This window comes from Parahaliea aestuarii, from assembly GCF_008064635.1.
In the GTDB taxonomy this organism is placed as follows: Bacteria; Pseudomonadota; Gammaproteobacteria; order Pseudomonadales; family Halieaceae; genus Parahaliea; species Parahaliea aestuarii.
This window is the reverse complement of record NZ_VRYZ01000008.1, coordinates 125355-147992: the sequence shown is the minus strand read 5'-3', so window position 1 is coordinate 147992 and position 22638 is coordinate 125355. Positions and strand designations below refer to the sequence as shown.

Here is a 22638-nt window from a genome sequence, read left to right as displayed (position 1 = left end):
GGATTCCCAAGGCGTAATCCATGCAGTTTGGCACGGATTGGCGGATTTGCCCGCTGATTCAATCCTCTAAACCACCCCCTCTTTCTCACCCCGTCTCGCCCGTTAGGGTGGTGCCGCCGCTGCCGGCTGCTGGCAGTCTTGAACTCCACTGGTTACAACATAACAACCGAGGAGCAAACCAATGCTGTTGAAAGACAAAGTCGTGATCGTGTCCGGGATCGGGCCGGGGCTGGGGCAGGAACTGTCCACCCTGGCGGCGAAGGAGGGTGCAACCGCCGTGGTACTGGCGGCGCGCACCGGGGCCAAGCTGGATATCGCCGAGCAGGAGATCAATGAACTGGGCCTCGGTACCAAGGTGCTGAAGGTGCCCACCGATATCAGCAACGTCGATCACTGCCGCAATCTCGCGGCGAAAACGGAAGAGGCTTTCGGGCGCATCGATGTGCTGTTCAACAGTGCCTACGACCCCGGCAGCTTTGAGCCCATCGATGTCGCCGACCTCAACGGCTGGCGCCGCAGTATGGAGGTCAACTTCTTCGGCACCATGCAGCTTACCCAGGCCTGCATACCCGCCATGCGCAAGGCCGGTGGCGGCGCCATTGTGATGATCGCCACCATGGTCGAGCACAAGCCCCTGGCCACCCAGGGCGGCTACGGCAGCACCAAGTCCGCCCTGCGCAACGCCACCAAGCACCTGGCGCTGGAACTGGGCAAGGACAATATCCGCGTCAACAGCGCCCACATGGGCTGGATGTGGGGCCCGTCAGTGGAGGGCTACTTCGACTGGCAGGTGGCGGAAACCGGCCGCGACAAGAACGAGATGATCGCCGAGGTCTGCCGCAACATCCCGCTGGGCAGCATTCCCGACGACGCCGACTGCGCCAAGGCTGCCATCTTCCTGGCCTCGGACTACGCCGCGGCGGTGACCGGCGCCGGGCTGGATGTCAACGGCGGGGAATACATGCCGGTCTGACCTGCAATCGGGGCGGCCGTGCCGCCCCGCGTTGACCCCGTAGCATCCTCACCGGACAATGCCTGATTTACACGAGTTGTTCCGGTGCCCCGCGACTACCAGATTTCCGCTGCCATGAATGAACTGCTACTGGCCCTGTCCCGGGGGCCGGTGGCGGACCCGCCGTGGCAGGAATTTCTGCGCCTGCTGGGGCAGGCCCTGGGCGCTGACTTTGTCACCCTGATCCTGCGCGCGCCAAAGGCGGGCGACGCCGGCGTGGTGATCAACTCGGTAGTGCTGTCCTCGGCCATCTTTGACTCTTATAACGAGAGCTATTTCGCCATGGACCCCTTCGTCAATCTGCCGGCGGGAGAGGTCTACACCATGGACGAGTTCATGGCGCCGGAGGAGTACTACGCGTCGGATTACTACCAGCAGTACGTCAAGGGCACCGGGGTGCGCCACCTGATGGGAGCGGACCTGGGGGACGACCTCGGCAACAGCGCGCGCCTGCGCTTCGCCAGGGTGGAGGAGAAGGACAACTTCTCCGCCGCGGAGCGCGCTCTGTGCAAGCAGCTGCTGCCGCATATCCAGCAGACCATTCGCCTGCAGGCGCGTATCGCCCGGGTGGAGAGCGAACGCTCCCTGTTTGCCAACGCGGTGGACCGCATGGCGGTGGCGGCCATTATTCTCGACCAGAGCGCCCGCATCCGGCACAGCAACCGCGCCGCCGAGCGGCTCATGGGGGAGGGGCGCTGGATGCAGTCGGAAAACGGCAAGCTGCGCCTGGCGGACCGCGCCGACAACCAGGCCTTTCGCGCCTGCCTGGATGAGGTAATGCAGGCCCACCTGCGGGGCGAGCCGGCCTTTATCCGCGCCCTGCGCCTGTCCGGGCCGGAAGCGCCAGGGGCGGGCGTTCTGATACGCCCGCTGCCACTGGTGGCGGCGCCCGACGGCAGCCGCAATCCCTCCGTGGCCATATTTATCTCCGATCCCAGCCAGCCGCGGGATGCGCCACAGGCGGTGCTGATGACCCTGTTCGGTTTTACCCGGGCCGAGGCCAACCTGGCCCTCTTGCTGGCCAATGGCGCCACCCTGGATGAGGCCTGTGAGCAGCTCAACATTTCCCGCAATACCGGCAAGTCCCACCTCAGCGCGGTGTTCTCCAAAACCGGGGTGACACGCCAGACCCGTCTGGTACAGTTGATCCTCAGGAGCGTGGCCCACATGGGCGAATAGCCCCGGGCCCGTCGTGCCGGGCAAGGCGACTGGATAACGATGTCCCGATAACAAACGCGCTCCACCCGCAAGTCATCAATAAGGAGAAATGCCGTGTCGAATCTCAACAACATTGAGGCCGGCGCCTTTCGCCGCCTGCTGGAACACCTCGACAGCCGCAAGGACGTGCAGAACATCGAGCTGATGGAGCTGGCCGGCTTCTGTCGCAACTGCCTTGCCAAGTGGTACATGGCCGCCGCCGAGGAGGAGGGACTGGAGATGGACTACGACAGTGCCCGCGAGCGCATTTACGGCATGCCTTACGACGCGTGGAAGGCGAAGCACCAGAAGTAGTCGCTTCGCGCCAGCCAGCTCCGTCGCCGCAGACCATCATCGCCGCTGTCTGGCGATGTCCTGCACCGCCGGCCTACTGACTGTCGCGGGCGCTGTGTTCCCCGACGACTCCGCGCTCACCGCGAAACCAGGCTTTTCCCCTTGCAAAGAGGCGCGAGCAGTCCTCGCCGATCAGGTACAGGGCCGGCACCATCAGCAGGGTGACGAACAGGGCGAACAGTACACCGAAGGCCAGTGAAAGTACGGCTGGCTTTAGAAACTGCGCCTCGGTGGAACGCTCTGCCATGATCGGGATCAGGCCGATGAAAGTGGTCAGGGTGGTGAGCAGGATGGGACGGAAGCGGTGTACGCCGGCCTCGATGACCGCCGTCAGCGCGTCTTTGCCCTGGGCCCGCAGCCGGCCGATATAGTCCACCAGCACCAGATTGTCGTTCACCACCACGCCGGCGGCGGCGCCGATGCCGAAGTAGGAAAACAGGGCCAGTGGAATCCCGAACAGGAGATGGCCGAACACCGCGCCCATAAAACCAAAGGGAATCGCCGTCATGATCAGCAGGGGCAAGGCGTAGGAGCGGAAGGCAATGGCGATCAGCGTATACATGGCGAAGGCCGCCACCAGGTACAGCGAGGTGATCTGCTGCATGAAGTCCTGCTCGGTTTCCTGCTGGCCGCCCTTGAGAATTGTCAGGCCGGGGTAGCGCTCGCCCAGCTGCGGCAGGAAGTTGTCCTGTACATCGCGATTGATGTCGCTGACCAGTTCCGGCACGGCGTCGGCCGATACCTGCAGGGTGCGTTCGCCGTCGCGGCGCTCTATGCGCTGTACGCCGCTGGAGACTTCGACATCCACCACCGACAGCAGTGGCAGTTCACGCCCGTCAGCGGTCCGCACCCGGAAGTGGTCGAGGGAGGAAAGACTCTCGCGCAGCTCCCGGGGATACTTCAGCATTACCCGCACATCACCGTTTTCCCGCGGCAGGCGCTGCACTTCCTCGCCGTAGTAGGCCTGGCGCACCTGGCTGGAAACCTGGGCCAGGGTGATGCCGAGCTTCTCCGCTCCCGGGCGCAACTGCAGGTGAATCTCGTCGGATTCGCCACGCAGGCTGTCGCGGATGTAATAGGCGCCACTGTAGGTGTGAAGCTGCGCCTGCAGTTCCGTACTGGCGGCGCGCAGGACCGCCAGGTCGCGGTGTTGCAGCAGGTAGGTGAGGGCGGGGCCCTGGTCGTTCAGGGTGTAGTTGATGGTGATGGCGTCGGCGTCGGGAATGTCGCCCACCAGTTCCTGGAAGCGCAGCGCCGCTTCGCGGGCCGAGAGGTCGCGCTCGGTGGGCGGCGCCAGTTGCACGATGGCGATGACGCTGTCGCGGCGTGAGCGGGTGTACCAGCCCCGTACCAGCTCGCCGCTGCCGCCGCTGTCGCTGGCTGTCTGCTCCACTTCCGCGATAAGCTTCTTCTCCGCTTCCTGCAGGACGCGCAGCACCTCCAGCGAGCGGGAGTAGGGGGAACCTGCGGGCATCTCCACGTTGATGTAGATCTGGTCGCTCTCTACTTCGGGGAAAAAGGTGAACTTGACCCAGCCGGCGGTGAACAGGCCAAGGCTGATGATAAAGGTGGCGATGAACAGGGCGGCGGTCAGGTAGCGGCGCCGGACGGCCCAGCCGATCAGGGCGCGATAGCGGGTGTTGGCAAAGTGCACAATGCCCTCTTCCAGCGCCTTCTGTTTTGCGCGCCAGCCGCCGAGCTTTTCCCGGTGCTCGAGGTGCCGCAGGTGGGCCGGCAGGATGAGGAAGGCCTCGATCAGGGAGATGGTCAGTGCGGCGGTGATGACGATGGAGAACTGTTTGGTCATGTGACCGCCCTCCACGTCCAGGAAGAACCAGGGGGCAAAGGCGATCATGGTGGTGAGCACGGCGAAGATGACCGGTTTGGCCACCGCCAAGGTCCCGGTCACCGCGGATTCCGGCCCGCCGCCGGTGACGTGGGCCTCCTGGTGGATGCTCTCGCCCACCACGATGGCGTCGTCCACCACGATCCCAAGCACCAGCAGGAAGGCGAAGGTGGACATCACGTTCAGGGAAACATCATTGCCCGGCAACATGGCGAAGGTGCCGAGAAAGGCCACGGCGATACCCACGGTGACCCACAGGGCCACCTTGGGGCGCAGGGACAGGATCAGCACCGCAAACACCAGCGCCAGCCCCATATAGGCGGACTTGCCGATGGTGGACATGCGGCTGTTGTAGATGTCGGCGGTGTCGAACCACAGGGTGAGGTCCATGCCGCGGGGCAGGGTGGGGCGGACCTCGTCCATCCAGGCTTTGACGGCTTCGGAAGCCTGTACCACCTGCATGTTGTCGGTGGACAGGGCCTGCAGCAGTACCGCCGGCTGGCCGTTCATGGTGGCGAGGATTTCATTCTCTTCGAAGCCGTCGATGACGCGCGCCACATCGCCCACGGCCACGATGGCCCCGGCGTCGGTCTGGCGCACCACAATGCGCTCGAAGTCGTCGGCGCTATCGGCCAGATTGCGGGCGCGCAGGCGGATGTCGCCGGTGGCGGTGCGCACCATGCCCGAGGACAGGTTGACCGAACTGCCGCGGATGGCGGCGGCCACGTCGTCAAAGCCCAGTCCGTAGCGGCGCATGGCGCTTTCCGACAGCTCCACCGTGACCTCTTCGCGGCGGGTACCGAACAGCTCCACCACCGAAATCCAGGGCAGTTTGGCCATGTCGTCCCGCAGGTCTTCCGCCAGCCGGGTGAGTTCGCGTTCGCTGACATCGCCGTGCACCGCCACCCGGATCATTTCCTCGCGGAACTGGGTGCGCTTGACCCTGGGGGGCTCGATGTCCCGGGGCAGCCCAATGACCGCGTCGACCCGGTTTTTGACTTCATTGAGGAAGTCGTTGATATCGACGTAGGTGTAGGTGGCCACGTCCAGGCGCCCATGGCCTTCCGTGGCGGTGGCGTTGACCCGCTTGACGTTGTCCAGGTCCTTCAGCGATTCCTCGATGCGCTGGATAACCTGTTCCTCCACCTCCTGCGGCGCTGCCCCTGGCCAGGTGACCTCTACCTGGACCTGGTTGACCACAAACTGCGGGAAGGCCTCCCGCTCCATGGCGAGAAAGCCGAGGTAGCCGGACAGCAGGATACCCACCATCAGCAGATTGGCCGCGACCGGGTTAAAGGCCCACCAGCGGATCAGGCGTTCCATATCAGCCTCCGGCTCAGGGGTGGTTGGCCACGGCGTTGGCGTCGCCGTCGATGCCCTGGATCGCCATGCCCTGGATGGGATTGCGCACGGCCGAGATCACCACCTGTTCACCGCCCTCCAGGCCGGCGCTGATCACCGCCTGCTCCGCGTTGCGCTGCAGGACCTCGACTTCGCGGATGTCCAGGGTGCCCTCGGCGGACACGATGTACACGGTATTGCCGGCGCGCAGGGCGGCGGCGGGGATGACCTGCGCCCCGGGCAATTGCCGGCCACTGATGACGGCTTCCACGAACAGGCCCACCGCCAGTGGCATACCGCCGTCGGACACATTGTCGCGGTAGGGCGAGGCGACCTCCGCCAGTCCGTAGAGGGTTCTGCTGCCGGGGTCGATGGCGGCGTCCAGCCGGGTCAGCCGACCCCGCCACTGCTGTTGCTGCCCGGCGACCCGGGCGCTCAGCGTCACCGGCAGCCCTTCGCCAGCGGCAGCAGAGAAGCCGATGGGCAGGCCGAGCGAAGCCAGTTGGGCATCCGCCAGCGGCAGGCGGACTTCCACCACATCGGTGGCAAAGGCGTGACCGACCACCGTGCCAGCGCTGATGAACTGGCCGCGGTCGGCCTGGGTGGTGGTAAAGCGGCCGTCAAAGGGCAGGCTGATACGCGTGCGTTCAAGGTCCAGCCGGGCCTGTTCCAGCGCCGCTTCCGCGGCTGCGAGGCGGGCCTGGGCCTCGGCCACCTGTGGCTTCTTCAGGGCCAGGGGGGAGACATCCGGTTGGTTGCGCAACTGCTTGCGGGCCACATCGGCATCCGCCAGGGACTGCTCCAGGCCAACCTGTGCCTCGGCCACCCGGGCCTGGGCTTCGTGCAGGGCCAGGCGGTAGTCCAGGTCTTCGATGCGCAGCAGGGTTTCGCCGGCGCGAATGGCGCCCCCCTCGGTGAATTCCGGGGACACTTCGACAATTCGGCCGCTGACCTGGCTGACAATGTCCAGCTCGGTGCGCGGTCGCACCTCGCCCTGGGTGTGTACCTGCAGGGTGATATCCCGCTGGGTCACCGCTGCGGTATAGACACTGACCGGCCTGGCGCTCTCCCCGGATTGCTCCGGTACCGGCCGGGTGGCGTGCAGCAGCATGAACACCCCGACGCCGCCGGCAACCACGGCAAAGGGAGCGAGTACCCGCACGAGTTTTCTACCCATTATCTGTCCCGTCTGCTGACGCCCCCTCCATGTCGGTCCACCCGCGTAGTGGGCGCGCGGGACCGGGGCCTGATTATTCTCCTAATGAGACGAACGGCGCCATCTTTTCCTCATCCGAACACCGGGTATGGCCGCTTGGCCCGGTGCCGATCGGTACCAGAGCACCAACTATGTGTCTAATGAAAACATTAACTTTGCGATCAATGTCAAATAATTCACAGAAAGATGAACTGATCCGCGTATTATGCGGGCCCTGCGGCCTCGGCCGTGAATGGCAGCACAGACTGCCGCACCGGGGTAACTTTACGAGACGTTGCCCCACGTTAGGGACTTCCAAAACGCGGTTTGCCAGACACTGTCCTGTGACAGCGTCCGGCCACCGTCATTGCAGCAGCGGTACCCACTGCACTTGAAGAAAGGCCCCCAGCGGGGCCACTCCCGTTCGATTTTCAAGGATTCACAGCGTTCCCGCTGCTTACCAGGCAGTAGGGGGCGGCTGTTTGCATTCGTATTTGCGCGCCTCTACCAGTCGGTGCGCACTGGATCAGCATGGGTAAAGGCATGAGTCTGGAGGCAGGATACGGCCGCGAATTGCTTGGCAATTTGCTGGGTCGCGCAGTGGTTGAGTGTGAAGAGAAATTCGGGGTAAAGGCGTATTTTGCGCCGGCCCCCGGGGTGTCTATCGACCCGCTGGGCAAGGTGCCGGCGGGCGGCCCCTGGGAGTGCGTGGCCATCGACGGAGTGGCCGCTGTCCCGCTCGGGGAGTTCGGCTGCAGCGCACCGGGGGCGGAGGTCAGCCGCGACGCCCTGCTGGCCTATCTGGCGGAGAAGGCCTTTGCTACGGTCATCACGCTGCGTTCGCTGCTGTCTGCGCAATCGACGCCGCTGGTAGAGGGCCAGACCATTGATGCCCTGCTGGGGGATAGTCGCTATCAAGCTACATTCCAGCCCCTGATGGACGCCAGCACCGGCAGGCCAATCGGCCACGAGGCGCTGTCTTCTTTCGCGGGCTACGGGATCAAGCCCCTCGACATGCTCGCCCTGGCGGACACCCGGGGGCTGCGCGGTGAACTGGAGATTGCGCTGGCCCATTCGGCTATCAAGGCATTTGCCTGTAGCGCCCCCTGCCAGGGGTTCCTCTCCCTGAACCTGTCAGAGGAGGGGATCTGCAGCGGCTACCTGGAGGGTCTGCTCAATGGCGCTGTTGCACCACAGCAACTGGTCATCGAGATTACTGAAACGCGCCCGATCGGGAACTATGAACAGGTGCTGATGCACCTGGAGCGGGCTCGCGCCAGGGGCGTGCGCGTTGCGGTAGACGACGTCGGGGCGGGGTATGCGTCGCTGCACCACGTACTGGAGCTGTCACCTGACATCATCAAGGTGGATCGCTCCCTGGTTGCCAAGGTGGGCGAGAAGCCCCAGTACGCACAGATGCTGCGCATGCTGGGCCTCTATGCCGCGCGAATCGGGGCGCTGTGTATTGCTGAAGGGGTAGAAACCGCCCAGCAGGCGACCATACTGCAACTGGAGGGCATCCGCTATCAGCAGGGCTATTACTACCAGGGGCCCTCCGCAGTGCTGGCCTGTGCCGGCGCCGGCACCTGCCAGGCCGCCTGACAACACCCCGCGCGCCTAATCGGCGCCGCGGTTTTCCTCTTCTATCAGCAGGTCGTTCCAGCGTTGGTACTCGGTGCCAGCGACATCGAGGAAGCGCATACCCGCGGCAAAGGTAGCTGGCACGGCCTCGTCTGGCTGACACCACACCACCTGCCCGACCAGGAACAGCGGGGCCTCCGTATCCTGGTGATCCAGGCGGACGGCCACCTGTACCAGCTGGTCTACCTGCAGGGCGCGGCTCAGGGTCACTTGCAGTCCGCCCCGGGACACGTCCCGGGCTGTGCACACCTCGACCGCGGGCTCGGCATCCGTTGACGTTGCAGCGTCAATTTCGATAAATACCGTTGCCGCCACCGGCAGCCTCAGGTGGCGTCGCTCCGTCGCCGGGGTGCTAATGTCCAGATCCGACATCAAAGAACACCATGGTCACAGCGGCAAACTGCCCGCTCGCTATCAGTTCGGTCAGCTCTGATATTACCAGCTTGCGGATCAGATGCCCCTGCCGGTTGGTGAACAGGAATTGCCCGGATACCTTTTCAAAGCCGGCGAGTTTCGCCAGCAGGGGGATTCTGCCATCGTGGAAGGCATACCAGGTGCCGATGGTGCCCTTGATCGATTCGGCGGCCTGTTCCGCCGCGCCGGAGGCGGTGGCGGCAACGTCTGCCTCCAGGCTGGCCGCGGCCTGCACGGCGGTGAGCTCCTGCTCGAAGAAGCGCTTGCGATGCTCCCGGTATTGGGCAACTTCCGCGTCCTCCGGAATCGCTGGCTCTGAGGCCTGCGCGGCGGGGGCGTCGGTCTCGGCCGGATGCTGCCCAGACTCCTCTGCCTCGCGACGCCGGCGCTGCTCGGCGATAGCGGCCCTCGCCCTGGCCTCGAAGCGCTTTCTGTATTCGAGGACAGCCTCTTCCTGCCGCGCCGCTTCTGCCTGCATCTCGGTCTCCGCCTGCAATCGCCGGGCGGCTTCCCTGGAGGCCAGTTCTGCCTTTTTCTGTCGACTCGAGAGCAGGACATCCCGGCGCTGACGCTCGTTCTCCTGTGCCTGTTGCTTTTGCACCCGCGGTGGCGGGACGCCAAACTCACGGCGGAAATCGTCCGTGGTGGCGATGCCCGCGGCGGCCGCCAGCGCCAGGCTGAAGGCGGCATGCCTGGTGGCAAGCGGCACCAGTTCACCGCGGTGAGCCAGGGCCTCCGCCTCCAGGGAGGACAGTTCAAGCTGCAATTCGCCGTCGAAGCGGTAGAACTGCAGGCGGTCGTTGCCGATATCCACTGCCCCCAGCCGGATACGGATGTGGCCACTGCCCGGTGCATGGCGGTACCAGTCATTGAGGGCTGAAAAGTATTCGCTGGCACCTGCCGCCAGCACTTCGCGGCCCTGCAGGAGGGGGATGTCGCCGGTCTTTGGTTCGGTACCCCTGGCAATCTGCAGCAGTACCTGTTCCACCCCGAACAGGGACTGGATAAAGGCGCCGTACTCGACTGTGTTGTCGCCACAGAGCCGCTCAAGAATTCTGGGCAGGGCGCTGGTGAACTCGAGGGCCTGCCGCCGCCGGGCCTGGGTCATCTCGCCGGGACTGACAACCTGGATGAGCCGTTCAGTGGCGGAAGAGAATACCTTCCAGCCCTCGCTCGAGCGCCCCCGGGTCTCCAGCGTCAGGCTGCCGCAGGTGCGCCAGGGCCCCGACAGGAATTCGCCAACGGCTTCGGGCAGCGGCGTATCGAGATACTGGTTCAGGGTCTCCGCCACCTGCAGCGAGGCGATCAGCTGTCGCGAAGCCCTGTTGACGGGCTGGCAGGATTCATCTGCCTGCCGCTGGTGCTCGGTGACAAGTCGCTGCAGGCGGTCCTGGGACACCCGCAGGGCGCTGGAGAGTTTCTGCCGGGCCGCGTCATCCGCTTGCAGCATGCGGCACAGGGCCTGCAGTATCGCCAGTGCATTTTGGCCTGCACTGCTGGTATCGTCGACCCCGGCAAAAGCGACTCCCGCCCAGTCGAGCAGTCGGTGCAGGGGGTGTTGGCCGGGTGACAGAAAATCCTGATCCGTCCGGGCGATGGAGAGCACGGTGCTCTCCAGCAGTGCAAGATGAGCTTTGACGCTGTCCGCCACATCGACGTCGCTCAGCCAGTTGCTAAATGCTTTGCGCGCCAGGTTGGCGACTTCCGCGTACGCAACCGACAGGTCGGCGGGGAGTGGCAGGTCGTTGGCGCTGAGGGAGTTCATCGGGCGACAGCGTGGGGCACAGGCACAGGCAAGTAGGCGCAGGCGAATGGAGGGCGCAATGATACAGGATGCGGAGGGATAGCGGCCACCCGTGGCTTGATGCAGTATCTGTTTCAACAGCGCCTGTTCAGGAATTAGGCAGGCGCCCTGAATCATGACTGTAGCTGCCCTGAGCAAACTTGCCCATGATTAACCCACAGGATTGTCCACAGATTATGGGGATAAGCCTTCTTCAACGAATTGTGAACAGCGAGAAAGCCTATGAATGACACCCAATCCAGGCGGGGCAATGACGCGCCGCGCCGGCCACTTCGGTCCGCTTCTTGGCCGGCCCTGCTCGCCGCTGCCCTTCTTGCCCTGCCGCTGTACAGCAGCGCGGCGGATAAATTGCTGTACAACGGCCGCATCTATACCCAGGACGAGGCCCAGCCCTGGGCCGAGGCCATGGTGCTCGACGGCGATACCCTGACCTTCGTCGGCAGTGACAGCGATGCCCTGGCGCAGGTGGATGCCGGTACCGAGACCGTCGACCTGGAGGGCAAGCTGGTGCTGCCGGGTTTTATCGATACGCATATCCACGTCGGCGATACCTTTCCCTGGGTATTCTCGGTGACCCTGAGTCCGGACATGGGCCCCGACGAGGTACTGGCAGCGGTGGCGGAATACGCCAAAGCCAACCCGCAGCAGAATCCCCTGGTGGGCTACGGCTTCCTCGGCGCTGTGTTCGGCGAGCAGGGTCCCACGGCGAAAATGCTCGACGCAGTGGTGCCCGACCGGCCGGTCATGCTGTTTGACGAGGGCTTTCACACCGCCTGGATCAATACCAAGGCCATGGAAGCGGTGGGCCTGAACGCCGATAGCGAAGACCCTGTACCCGGTCGCCACTATTACAAGCGCTACGAGGATGGCCAGCCCACGGGCTGGTTGATCGAGGGCGGTGCCTTCAACTGGATCAGCGAAAAACTGGGCGTGGTCAACGCCGCCAACCTCGCCCGGGGCGCGAATGCCTTCCTCGGCACGATGTCGTCGATGGGCATCACCGCCGCCTTTGACGCGGGGATGGTGGACGGCGGCGAGGCCACCTTCGCCCTGATGGAAGAACTGGTGGCGGAGGATCGCCTGCCGGTGCGCATTGTCGGCTCCCTCTACACCAACACCGACGCCAAGCTCGACAGCGCCCTTGCCACCCTGGACGGATTGAACGAGCGATTCCACTCGGAATTTTTTGACCTGCGGATGCTGAAGGTCTCGCTGGACGGCACGGTGGAAGCCAAAAGCGCCTACCTGCTGGAACCCTACCTCAATCCCCCCGGGCATCGCGGGGATTCCCTGGTGTCCGCCGACAAGGCGGAGTCAGTCATCATGGCGGCGGCGGAGGCGGGGGTCGACCTGCACCTGCATACCCTGGGCGACGCCGCGGTGCGCATGGGCCTGGATATCGCCGAACAGGTGCGCACGGAACTGCCGGATGCCGATGTGCGCATCACCCTCTGTCACCTGCAGATTGTCGACCCGGCCGACGTGCAGCGCTTCGGGAAACTGGATGTGATCGCCCAGTCCACGCCGAGCTGGTACGTTTACGACGATATTGCCGAAGAGTTCCTCGGCAAGGAACGTCTGCAGAAGTTCTATCCCCTGCGCTCCATTGTTGCCGGCGGTGGCCGCATTACCCTCGGCACAGACTACCCGGCCAGCTGGATCGGCCTGGACGGCCTCAACCCGCTGGTCAATATCGAGATGGCGATGACCCGGCAGCCCGCGGGAGACCCGGATTTCAAGGTGCAGCCGCCGGTGTCGGAGCGCATCACCCTGGAGCAGGCGATTCGCGCCTATACCCTGGACGCCGCCTACCAGCTGCGGCTGGAGGAGCAGATCGGGTCGCTGGAGGCCGGTAAGCAGGCGGATTTCGTGGTGTTGAGCGACAACCTGTTCGACATGGATACCTACGCCATTCACCAGGCGAAGGTGTTGATGACGGTGGTGGACGGCAAGGTGGTCTACGAGCAGTCCGCCGAATAAGGAAGGCAACGTACAGGAGCACCGGGCAGGGCGTGCCCCGCCCGGTGCTCCGGGATGGTGTTGCAGGGGCCCGGTTGACAGGCCCCTGGTCAGGTGCGGCGGTCAGGCAGCGTAGCTGGTGTCGCGCTGGTGCTCCAGGGCGCCCTTGCCGATGCTGATCCGGCGCGGCTTCATCGCCTCGGGAATTTCCTTCACCAGGTCGATGGTCAGCAGGCCGTTCTCAAGGCGGGCGCCGGTCACTTCCACATGCTCCGCCAGATTGAACTTGCGCTCGAAGGCGCGGTTGGCGATGCCGCGGTGCAGGTACCTGCGCTCGCCTTCTTCCTGCTTGCGCCCGCTCACGGTCAGCACACCACCCTCGACATTGATTTCCAGATCGCCTTCGGCGAAGCCGGCCACCGCCAGGGTAATGGCGTAGCGCGCGTCTTCCAGCGACTCGATGTTGTAGGGGGGGTAACCGTTGCCGGCCGCATCGCTGCGGAAGGCGGCGTCCAGCAGGCTGGCCATGCGGTCGAAGCCGATGCTGTTGCGGTACAGGGGGGTCAAATCGATAGTATTCATCACATATTCTCCATTAGAAGCAACACGTCGTCATTGATGTCTGCCCGAGACGCTCTGGGTAAGACACGCCGGGGGCAGGAACAGAAATAGGGCCCGCGCAGCCGTTTTCAAGTGTGATTCCCGGCAAGGCGGGCAAAAATGTGCCAAAGTGAAGGGGAATTCCCCGAACTGGTCTCTGCCTGGAGGTTTCGATGTTGTTGGCCCTGATCCTGTTCATCGCCGTGCTGACGGCCCTGCTGTACTACCGGGTGAGTCTGCTGGCGGGTTCGGTTCTGCTCCTGTTAACCCTGTTTGTGCTGGCCCTGTTCGCCGGCGGCATGTGGTGGCTGTTCTGGCCGGTACTGGCCGGGGCGGTGGTACTGAACTACACCCCCCTGCGCCAGCAGTGGCTCACCCGCCCGGTCTACGGCCTGTTGCAGAAGGCCATGCCGCCGATGAGCGATACCGAAAGGGAGGCGCTGGAGGCCGGCACCACCTGGTGGGAGAAGGATCTTTTTTCCGGCCGTCCGGACTGGAATCGCTTCCAGGCGATTGACCCCCCGCAGTTGAGCGAGGCGGAGCAGTCGTTTCTCGACAATGAAGTCGAGACCCTGTGCGGGATGATCGATGAGTGGGAGGTCTACCAGCAGCAGGACCTCAACGAGGGCACCTGGCAGTACCTCAAGGAACAGGGCTTCTTCGGCCTCATCATCCCCGAAGAGTACGGCGGTCGCGCCTTCAGTCCCTACGCCCAGAGCCGGGTGATGAGCAAAATCGCCAGCCGCTCCATTACCGGCGCCGTCACCGCCATGGTGCCCAACTCCCTCGGCCCCGGCGAACTGTTGATGAAATACGGCACGGACGAGCAGAAACAGCGCTGGCTGCCGGGGCTGGCAAAGGGCGAGGAGATCCCCTGTTTCGGCCTGACCGGCCCGGAGGTGGGCTCCGACGCCGGTGCCATCCCGGATACCGGGGTGGTGTGCCGGGACACCTTCGAGGGTGAGGAAATCCTCGGCCTGCGGCTGAATTTCCGCAAGCGCTGGATCACCCTGGCGCCGATTGCCACGGTGGTGGGGCTGGCCTTCAAGCTGCGCGACCCGGAGGGCCTGCTGGGCGACCCGGACAAGCAGGACTACGGCATCACCTGCGCACTGCTGCCGGCGACGACAGAGGGCGTGCAGATCGGCACCCGTCACAACCCCGGAACGCCCTTCATGAACGGGCCCATCATCGGCCGCGATGTGTTCATTCCCCTGGACTGGATCATCGGCGGGCCGGAGATGGCCGGCCGCGGCTGGCGCATGCTGATCGAGTGCCTGGGGGTGGGGCGCGGTATCTCATTGCCCGCGCTGGCCACGGCCAGTGGTGAAATGAACTACCTGACGGTGGGGGCCTACGCCCGTATCCGCCGCCAGTTCAATATGGAAGTGGGCAAGTTCGAGGGGGTGCAGGAGGCCACCGCGGATATCGCCGTCACCGCGGTCACCCTGGAGGCCATGCGCCAGCTGGTGACCCGCAGCCTGCAGGACGGGGCGCCGTCGGTGGTGACTGCCATGGCCAAATACCACGCTACCGAACTCATGCGCAGCAGCGTCAATCACGGCATGGATGTGGTCTCCGGCCGGGCTATCCAGTTGGGGCCGCGCAATTTCATGGCCTTTGCCTATCGCGGAATACCGGTGGCGATCACTGTGGAGGGGGCCAATATCCTGACCCGCTCGCTGATGATCTTCGGCCAGGGTGCCCTGCGCTGCCACCCCTATCTGTTCGACGAAATGCAGACCCTGGAGGAGGGCGATCGCGATCGCGGGCTGCAGGCCTTCGACGGCCTGCTACTGCAGCACCTGGGTCACGTCTTCAGCAACATCACCCGCCTCAAGCTGTTCGGCTTCAGCGGTTCGTATTTCAGCCCGGTGCCCGCTGGCTGCGACGACTTCAGCCGGCGCTGGTACCAGCACCTCAACCATATGAGCGCCGCGCTGGCGGTGTGCGCGGATGTCGCTCTCGGCGTGCTTGGGGGGGAACTGAAACGGCGCGAGATGCTCTCGGCGCGGCTCGGCGATGTGCACAGCCAGTTGTTTATTGCCTGCAGCCTGCTCAAATTCCGCGAGCACGAAGCACCGAGTGAGGCGTTGGACCTGCATGTTGAGGTGGCGCTGGCCCAGGCGCTGTACAAGGCCCAGAACGCCCTGCTGGGGTTCCTCGAGAATTTCCCGGTGCGAGTGCTGGGTTGCGCGTTCCGCCTGGCCTGCTTCCCGCTGGGCCGGATTCACAAAGGGCCCAGCGATGAGCAACTGCGCCGCCTGGGTGACATGATCATGGAACCCAACCCGGTGCGCAGCCTGCTGGCGAAGCACATCTACCTGCCGCAGGATGGGGAGGATGCCGTGGGTCGGGTGGAGCGCACCTACCAGACCCTGCTGCAGGTGGACGGCACCTTCCAGCGTTTCCAGCGCGCCTGGCGCAAGGGCAAGGTGTCAGGTCAGGACCTGGACAGCGCCCTGGCGGACGCTGTAGCCAAAGAGGTGATCAGCGAGGAGGCCGCTGCGGGTATCCGCCACTACGACGCCCTGCGCTTCGACTGCCTGCTGACGGACGACTTCGAGTCGCTGTAGGCAGCGCACCCGCTGATCAGGTGGCGGTGGCGGGGATGCCTTCCGGTGAGGGCATCTTCAGCCGCCCCAGAATCACGGCGGCGACCACCAGCACGCCGCAGTACAGCCAGAATGCCCCGTGGTAGTGACCGCTCTGGTCGTAGAGGTGGCCGGTAATCACAAAACCCGGCATCACCAGCAGGGTGATCAGCGGGTTCATCAGTCCCATCACCCGGCCGTAGCTGGCCACACCAAAGATCACTGCCAGCAGGGCGCCCCACACCGGCAACATGCCGCCGGCGGCGAGTCCGATGCTGATACAGGCGAGCACGCTGAGGGGATAGCCAGGCTCGGTCTGCAGGATCAGCAACCCCGTCAGCACCAGGCCGATGGCGATCCACAGGCCCAGGCGCAGACTGATGCGATCGGCGGCCATGCCGAACAGGATTTTGCCCACCAGGCCGGAGCCGGCGATGACCGTCATCAGGGCGCCGGCAGCCTCCAGGCTAATACCGGTGCCCTGGGCGTAGGGCACCAGGTTGGCCATCAAGGCGGAATAGACACTGAACAGCAGCCCGATGGTAAGGCCGATGCTCCAGTAGGCCGGGTGGCGGATGATGTCTTTCAGACCGATGGCGGGCGGCGCCTGGGGGGCGCTGCCATCGGGCGTTTGGCCGTCCGGATAGAGGCCGAGGTCCGAGGGGTGGCTGCGCATGACCAGCAACAGCAGCGGCAACAGCATCGCCAGGGCGATCAGGGCCAGGTTTTCCAGGGCGCTGCGCCAGCCGTCTTCGGCGATCCACTGGCCCAGTACCACCGGCAGCACCAGGCCGCCCACCGAGGTGCCGACCGCGGCGATACCCAGCGCCTTGCCCCGGGCGCGGTTGAACCAGCGCGAGATCACCGTGGAGCCCACCAGCGGCCCCAGCAGCAGGGCGGAAAAACTCATCGACACCCCGAACAGGGTCACAAACTGCCAGATGCTCTGGCTCAGGGACATGCCGTACAGGCCGCCACAGAAAATGAGGGTGCCGGCGGCCATCAGCAAGCGGACCGGAAAGCGGTCGGTCATGGCGCCCAGGATGGGGGAGATGATGAGGCCGGTGAGGGTGGCAATGGTCATGCCGAGGTTGACCTGGGCACGGGTGGCGCCAAAGGTTTCCTGCAGGGGCACCATGAAGGAGCCGAAGGAATAGGTCATAAACCCGGTGACAAAAAGCTGGGCGAGGAATACGCCCCCGACAATGCGCCAGCCGTAGAACATGGCAGTCTCCGCTTGGGGTTGGAGGCCGCACTATAGCCCAGCGGGGCGGAGGACTAACCTACAGGAAGCGGTAACCTGTGACTCGCGGGTTCAACATGTTGGTCGGTATTGGGCTAAGACAGCACCTGTCCAGTGGCCTAGAGGTTGGTGGGGACGCGCAGGGTGAGCTGCACATCGGCGGCCGCGTCGGTGGCCCCGACCGCCAGTGACAGGTTCCAGCTGCGCTTGCTGGAAGTCGCCATCGACACACCGAGCAAGAAGGAACCCACCTGGATGCGCTCAAACAAGGCATCCAGGCCGTTGTCGTTCTCGACCCGGGTCTTGAACACCGTGTTGTGCTCATAGCCCAGGCTGAATGAGGTGCGCTGGTTGATCGCGAAGCCGATGCCCATGCTCAGCCCCACGGCGTCGCCGGGGTCCACTTTCCCGGTTTCCCCACCCACGTCCCGCTCGATATTCCAGAAGTAGCTCAGGCTGCCGTAGAGCACCGCCGGTGCGGTGGTGTAGATGGCGGTGACACTGGGCTGTACACCCCAGAAGCCGGAGCCGGTGGGTTGCTCCTGGAAGACATCGGTCAGCCGCACACCGTCGTCGCTGAAAATGGTGCCGCGTTCGACATCGAAGGGGCCTTCGCCGGTATCGCTCTTGGCGCGCAGGTTGGCGATGAACACCGGGCCGCCGCCGGCGCCACTATTGATCTGGTAGCGCAGGGACGCCTCGACATCGCCAATACCGTGGCCCTCGGTGTCGGAAATGAAGTCGGCGGAGGAGCCGTCAAGAATATCCCGCTGCCGGGTGGCCTCGTCCCGGTACACGTAGGGCAGGTAGATTTCGGCTTCCCAGCGCCCGCCAATGCCGTGGCGTGCCGATACCGCGGCGATGTAGGAATCCCGCTGCACCTGGGCGACGTTGATCAGCCCCACTACCAGCGCCGGAAGAATGGTAAAGCCCTCGATGGCCACGGCGGTGGAGGAGGAGTGGGTATAGGCGAACGAGGGCTCGATGACGGTGGTGCCGGCGGGGGTCAGCAGGCCGCGCACACCGCGGTCACTGAACACCACCTGGGGCGCCTGGGGGCTTTCTTCGGGCGCTTCGCCGACCGGCTGCTCCGGCGGGGCGTCCTGCGCGCCCGCCGGCGCCGTGGCGGTAATCAGGGTGGTGGCCAGGGCGAGGCCAATAGCAGCGTGAAACGTGCGGTATTGCAGTCGCTTGTCTGTCATAAGCCGGTTTCCGCTTGTTATTGTCAGGGCTTACAGTTCAGGCAGCCGTCCGGGCGACAGATGGTGTGCCGGGATCAAACCGCCGGTACAGGTACGCATGGAAGAGGGGGGGCGCTAGGGCCTGAGTGACTGGATGGACGTGGTTTCAACCAGCTGGTGAATCATGCCGCCCCGCAGCGTATCCGTGCCGAAAATATCCAGATTGATTAGAGTCAAGTTCTCGATGTGCTGGTTGTCAAGGGCGTTCTGGATGAGCATGGGCAGGCCGAGTCCCGCCGCAGGCGAGGCGCCCGGCAGTCCGCTCAAGCTGAAGCTGCCGGCGGCACTGGCCTGGGAGAGTGCATCGGCACCGCGCACCATGGTGGCGGTATTTCCCGCCAGGCCGAAAACGGGCATGACGACACTGACCTGTGACAGCGCCTCGCCGTTGAGGTGGGTGACCTGCTCCATGCTGAAGGCGAACTGCAGGCCATCGCTGGTGGTGAACCCGCCCCGCAGTTCGCCCAGTTGCCCGCTATCGAGGGCGCTGCCAAAGCGGGCCTCCTGGGCCGCGTAGTGCACGTAGTCCGGCAGGGCGGGGCCGTCTTCGCCCGACGCCGCCACGCCCCCTGTGGCGACCAGGCAGCAACAGAACAGAATCAGCCTGCGCACATCAGTAATCATGACTGCGGGTCGGAAGACTGAGCGTGAATTCGGCCAGCGTGCGCCGCGACAGCGCCTTGTGCGTTGGCGGCAACAGCAGGTAGGCCCAGTCCTCCTCCTGGTTGAAGTTGCGCCTGGCCACATCCGCGCGGTTGTGAATGAGAAAGGCGATGCCGTTCCACATACCTTCAAACTCCGTCCTGGGCATGGCGCGCATGCCGAGTGCCGAGTCGCCAATCACGACGTATTCGCTGTCGATGGCTTTCAGCACCACGAAATGGGAATAGCCACTGGTGTCGATCAGCGCGATGGCCGGCACGCCGACCTCCTGTAATTTGTCCAGCGACACGCGGAAGCCGTCCGCACGGTAGCCCTGGCGCTCCAGATAGCGTTTCATGTCCAGCAGCGAAAAGCCCTTGGCCCGGATCAGTTCCTTATCACCGCTTTCGTACATGTCGACGAAAATGGCGTGTTCGGTGACCGGCTGCTCGAAGTGGAAGGTCAGCAGTGTGGCCACGGCGGCAGAGCCGCAACTGAAATCAAAGGCCTGGGGTACGACCCGGGCAAACTTTTGCTCCTGAAAGCTGGTAACGGGCACATTCAGCACCATGCCGCCAGCGCCCGGCAGGTTGACGCTGCCGGCCGCGGCCAGCGCAGGCCAGGTCACAGAGAACAGTGTCGCCAGCAGGCGCCAGGGCCAGGTTGCAGCCCGCTGGCCGGCGTTTGTTCTCACGGTTGCATGTTGACGTTGATCAGCGTGGTGTTCTGGATCACCACATGGTTGCCGGAATTCTGCACCGAGAAAACCAGTCCGGAGGCATTTCCGAAGGCACCGGCTTCCACCAGATTGGCGCCGGTCTGCTGCGACGTGAGTACATTGTCGCTGATATGGGCGTCGGCCCGTACCTCACCCAGCAGCACTACCATGTCATCGACATTCAGGCCCTCTCGGCCCCGCTGCAGGTCGAGCTCGGCGCTGTCCACGGGTTGCAGCCCTGGCGCCAGGCTGGCGGAAAGCGGCGGTTCGGCACTCACTGCGGTTGCGGCGTACAGTGTCGCTGCGGCGCACGCCATGCGCGCCGCCAAAGTCCTTGCTGGCATCGCGATCTCCTTGCCTCGTGGGCACCCCTCTGGCGGCCGGCGAAGCCGGACGCCGAGAGTGGATCAGCAAGTAATAACAGTGTTTACACAACAGTGGCGCTAGAGCGAGCCGCCACCACCGCCGAGATTGAGCTCGGACTGCACACTGACGTTCTGCTGGATCTGGCTGTTGGCCACGCCGTTCTGGGCGATGCCGGTGATACCGGACAGGCCAATGCCGGAGGCTGCGATACCATTGGCGGAGTCAATCATTGACCCGCCTTCCGGTGCACCCATCATGACACTGTTGTCGCTGACCGTGGCTTCAAGATCCGCCAGGTTCAGGGCGACCGCTGCATCGATGTTCAGGTTGCCGGAGTTGGTGGTGTCGACGTTGCCGGAATTGGTCACCTCGGTATCCGAGTTGAAGGCATTGGTCACGGTGACGTCGGTATTGCCACTGTTGTTAATGCTTTCATCGACCATTTCCGAGGCATTCAGACTGACGTTCACATTGCCGCTGTTGTTCACCGACTCGTCCGTATTGAGCATATTGGAGGCGGTGATATCGGCATTGCCGGAGTCGTTGTAGCTGTTGTCCTCGTTTTCCAGGGTGGTGGCTGTAACATCGGCGTTGAAGGAATTGTTGTTGCTGTTATTCCAGTTGCCGACACCGGACAGATCCGCGTCGACATTGCCGGAATTCATCTGCGCATTGTTGGTGTTCAACACGTTGCTGAAAGTGGCGTCGACGTTTTCGGAATTATTGCTGCTCTCGTTGAGGTTGAAGGAACCGGACTGGGAATTGTCCGAGTTGTCACTGAGATTGTTGTCGTTGAGCGTATCGGTAATGGTGGCCGCGAAGGAATCCTCGTTCGCGGAGGCGCCACTGTTCATGGCGTCCGAGGTGGCGGCGGCATCCTGCGAAACAGCCGACGTCGTGGCTGTATTGGTGGGGTTGCCCCAGGCCACGCCAGCCGTTGTTGCCAGAACCAGTGCGCAAAATAGCGGTGTGCGTTTCATGACAGTTCTCCTTGGGTGCTCACCCTAGTTCAGGTTCAACGTGGACTGCACCGATACGTTCTGCTGTATCAGGCTGTTCGCGCCGCCGTTCTGGCCAACCAGGGTAATGCCGGCCACATCGCTCAGGGAACCCTCCGAAATGGTGTTGCTGGAGGTGTAGCTTGATCCCGGGCTCATTGGCAGGCTGTTGTTGCTCACCGTGCCGGACAGGGTCGCCACACTGACGATGGCATCGATATTGATCATCGTGTTGCCGGAGTCGGTGGTGGTGGTGTTGCCGGAATCAGTGACGCCCACCGTGGTATTGCCGACATTGTCCAGCCCGTAGGTGCTGTTCAGGCTGTCGTTGGTGCTGGCGTTGTACTCGCTGCTGAGATCGGTGGTGGAGGTGGCGTTGAAGCTGTCGTTGGTGCTGGCATTGGTGTTGCCAATGTTATCCAGGCCCACCGTCAGGTTTTCGCTGCCGTTAGTGCTGTTGTTGGTATTCCATTCGCCGTCGAAGTTGGACACCAGGTTGCCGGAGTCGTTGTTGCTGGAATCGACGTTGAAGGAATCGGTAACACCGAGGCCAAAGTTATTGGAATCGGTGGCGCTGTTGTCGGTATTGCCCGCGTTGTCAACGGCCAGCCCCAGGTTGCCCGAGTCGTTGTAGCTGGCATCGGTATTCTGGGAGTCGGTGACGGCGTTGTTGGCGTTGTTGCTCAGGTCGTTGCCATTGCCGGCGCCAGTGACGGTGAGGGCCGTGGATAGCTCGTTCGCCGAAGCGCCCGCGCTGTCCGCGGTGGAAGAAGCCGTGGCCGTCTGGGTGTCGGCGGTATCGGCCGTGTTGGTGGGGTTGGCGCTGGCGATCAGCGGCAGGCTAAGCCCCGCTGCCAGCGTTGTTAACAGTAGGTATCTCATGGGTTTGTTCTCCATTTGGGATTGTTCTATCCGGAGAAAGCAATGTCCGGCGATTCACACCTGTGTTTTTTTGTCGCCTCTATCTATGTAACGCGAGAGGCGTGGATACCACTCGTATTCTGTCAACGTTATATGCCCTCCCTCCTCAGACAGCCCAGATTGAAACCATGCCCGACGCGGTCGGGTTGTACGCCCGGCCGGGCTTGCCGTCCTGGTGAGCCCGGTCAGGATTGGCGCGAAACACTGCAATAGTAGAGTCAGAAGAGTTCGGGTACGCAGTGGGGCGCGCTACCGTGGGGAAGCATAGGCAAGCCCCTGCTATTGTGCCGATGTATTTAGAGACTGATTGGGCGCAAAGGCACGGGCCTTCATGTTGGCCGGGAATAACAGCTTGGTAGTGGTTATTAGCCGCCCCGTGGATGGAATAGGGGAGTGTATATAAAGGCGTTTATTAGCGTGCGTTTGTTAGTTTTTGAGGAAGGTGGCGATGGAGTGCAGTCTGATGGCCTGGCTTTGGGTAGTGTGTCTGTGTTGATAGAAAAATGTGGTGTGACGTGCAGATAGCCCGGGCTGACCGACCTGGCAGAGCAA

Annotated in this window: 18 protein-coding genes; 6 read left to right on the top strand and 12 right to left on the bottom strand. The window is 63.7% G+C overall.

The genetic code is table 11. From position 1 onward, the window contains the following. The first annotated feature begins 181 nt into the window (after positions 1 to 181). The 3 genes from FVW59_RS16885 (at position 182) to FVW59_RS16875 (ending at position 2524) form a co-directional block, all read left to right on the top strand. On the top strand, positions 182 to 973 hold the full coding sequence (locus tag FVW59_RS16885; protein WP_148065544.1) for an SDR family oxidoreductase: 792 nt from the start codon (positions 182 to 184) through the stop codon (positions 971 to 973). Between the two features lie 84 nt (positions 974 to 1057). Beyond that, positions 1058 to 2191 carry a helix-turn-helix transcriptional regulator gene (locus FVW59_RS16880; protein WP_148065543.1) on the top strand — a complete coding sequence of 378 codons (1134 nt, stop codon included), beginning with the start codon at positions 1058 to 1060 and terminating at the stop codon, positions 2189 to 2191. A 93-nt stretch (positions 2192 to 2284) separates the two neighbouring features. Then, positions 2285 to 2524, top strand: a complete 240-nt coding sequence (locus FVW59_RS16875; protein ID WP_148065542.1) for a DUF1244 domain-containing protein — start codon at positions 2285 to 2287, stop codon at positions 2522 to 2524. 73 nt (positions 2525 to 2597) lie between these two features. Here the strand turns inward: FVW59_RS16875 and FVW59_RS16870 are convergent, their stop codons facing one another. Beyond that, positions 2598 to 5732, bottom strand: coding sequence for an efflux RND transporter permease subunit (locus FVW59_RS16870; protein ID WP_148065541.1), 3135 nt, complete (start codon positions 5730 to 5732; stop codon positions 2598 to 2600). A 13-nt stretch (positions 5733 to 5745) separates the two neighbouring features. Then, positions 5746 to 6927 carry an efflux RND transporter periplasmic adaptor subunit gene (locus tag FVW59_RS16865; RefSeq protein ID WP_148065540.1) on the bottom strand — a complete coding sequence of 394 codons (1182 nt, stop codon included), beginning with the start codon at positions 6925 to 6927 and terminating at the stop codon, positions 5746 to 5748. A 561-nt stretch (positions 6928 to 7488) separates the two neighbouring features. On the opposite strand from FVW59_RS16865, the gene FVW59_RS16860 reads away from it, so the two are divergent. Beyond that, positions 7489 to 8547: an EAL domain-containing protein gene (locus FVW59_RS16860; protein WP_187275950.1), complete on the top strand. Its 1059-nt coding sequence runs from the start codon at positions 7489 to 7491 to the stop codon at positions 8545 to 8547. Positions 8548 to 8562: 15 nt separating this feature from the next. On the opposite strand, the gene FVW59_RS16855 is transcribed toward FVW59_RS16860, so the two are convergent. Both FVW59_RS16855 and FVW59_RS16850 read right to left on the bottom strand, forming a co-directional pair. Continuing rightward, on the bottom strand, positions 8563 to 8958 hold the full coding sequence (locus tag FVW59_RS16855; protein WP_148065538.1) for a PilZ domain-containing protein: 396 nt from the start codon (positions 8956 to 8958) through the stop codon (positions 8563 to 8565). Continuing rightward, the gene (locus tag FVW59_RS16850) at positions 8939 to 10765 is read right to left on the bottom strand and encodes a DUF1631 family protein (RefSeq protein WP_187275949.1); all 1827 of its coding nucleotides are present in this window, start codon (positions 10763 to 10765) and stop codon (positions 8939 to 8941) included. Before FVW59_RS16850 ends, FVW59_RS16855 begins: the two co-directional genes overlap by 20 nt. Before the next feature lie 261 nt (positions 10766 to 11026). Here FVW59_RS16850 and FVW59_RS16845 point away from each other — a divergent pair, with 261 nt between their 5' ends. Then, positions 11027 to 12784, top strand: coding sequence for an amidohydrolase (locus tag FVW59_RS16845; RefSeq protein WP_148065536.1), 1758 nt, complete (start codon positions 11027 to 11029; stop codon positions 12782 to 12784). Between the two features lie 102 nt (positions 12785 to 12886). On the opposite strand, the gene FVW59_RS16840 is transcribed toward FVW59_RS16845, so the two are convergent. Then, positions 12887 to 13345 carry an Hsp20 family protein gene (locus tag FVW59_RS16840; protein WP_148065535.1) on the bottom strand — a complete coding sequence of 153 codons (459 nt, stop codon included), beginning with the start codon at positions 13343 to 13345 and terminating at the stop codon, positions 12887 to 12889. Between the two features lie 191 nt (positions 13346 to 13536). Between FVW59_RS16840 and FVW59_RS16835 the strand changes: the two genes are divergently transcribed. After that, positions 13537 to 15939, top strand: coding sequence for an acyl-CoA dehydrogenase (locus tag FVW59_RS16835; RefSeq protein ID WP_148065534.1), 2403 nt, complete (start codon positions 13537 to 13539; stop codon positions 15937 to 15939). A 16-nt stretch (positions 15940 to 15955) separates the two neighbouring features. Here the strand turns inward: FVW59_RS16835 and FVW59_RS16830 are convergent, their stop codons facing one another. The 7 genes from FVW59_RS16830 to FVW59_RS16800 all read right to left on the bottom strand — a co-directional run bounded on the left by FVW59_RS16830 (position 15956) and on the right by FVW59_RS16800 (position 22047). Beyond that, positions 15956 to 17182 carry an MFS transporter gene (locus FVW59_RS16830; protein ID WP_148065533.1) on the bottom strand — a complete coding sequence of 409 codons (1227 nt, stop codon included), beginning with the start codon at positions 17180 to 17182 and terminating at the stop codon, positions 15956 to 15958. A 137-nt stretch (positions 17183 to 17319) separates the two neighbouring features. Beyond that, positions 17320 to 18402 carry a hypothetical protein gene (locus FVW59_RS16825; protein ID WP_222711556.1) on the bottom strand — a complete coding sequence of 361 codons (1083 nt, stop codon included), beginning with the start codon at positions 18400 to 18402 and terminating at the stop codon, positions 17320 to 17322. A gap of 114 nt (positions 18403 to 18516) precedes the next feature. After that, positions 18517 to 19053 carry a hypothetical protein gene (locus tag FVW59_RS16820; protein ID WP_148065532.1) on the bottom strand — a complete coding sequence of 179 codons (537 nt, stop codon included), beginning with the start codon at positions 19051 to 19053 and terminating at the stop codon, positions 18517 to 18519. Position 19054: 1 nt separating this feature from the next. Continuing rightward, entirely contained in the window at positions 19055 to 19777 is a 723-nt protein-coding gene (locus tag FVW59_RS16815; RefSeq protein ID WP_222711555.1) for a C39 family peptidase, read from the bottom strand. Then, positions 19774 to 20145, bottom strand: coding sequence for a hypothetical protein (locus FVW59_RS16810; RefSeq protein WP_148065531.1), 372 nt, complete (start codon positions 20143 to 20145; stop codon positions 19774 to 19776). The genes FVW59_RS16815 and FVW59_RS16810 overlap by 4 nt, the downstream gene beginning before the upstream one ends. A 99-nt stretch (positions 20146 to 20244) precedes the next feature. Next, positions 20245 to 21147, bottom strand: coding sequence for a hypothetical protein (locus FVW59_RS16805; protein ID WP_148065530.1), 903 nt, complete (start codon positions 21145 to 21147; stop codon positions 20245 to 20247). A gap of 24 nt (positions 21148 to 21171) precedes the next feature. Continuing rightward, entirely contained in the window at positions 21172 to 22047 is an 876-nt protein-coding gene (locus tag FVW59_RS16800; protein WP_148065529.1) for a serine-rich family protein, read from the bottom strand. Between the last annotated feature and the right edge of the window lie 591 nt (positions 22048 to 22638).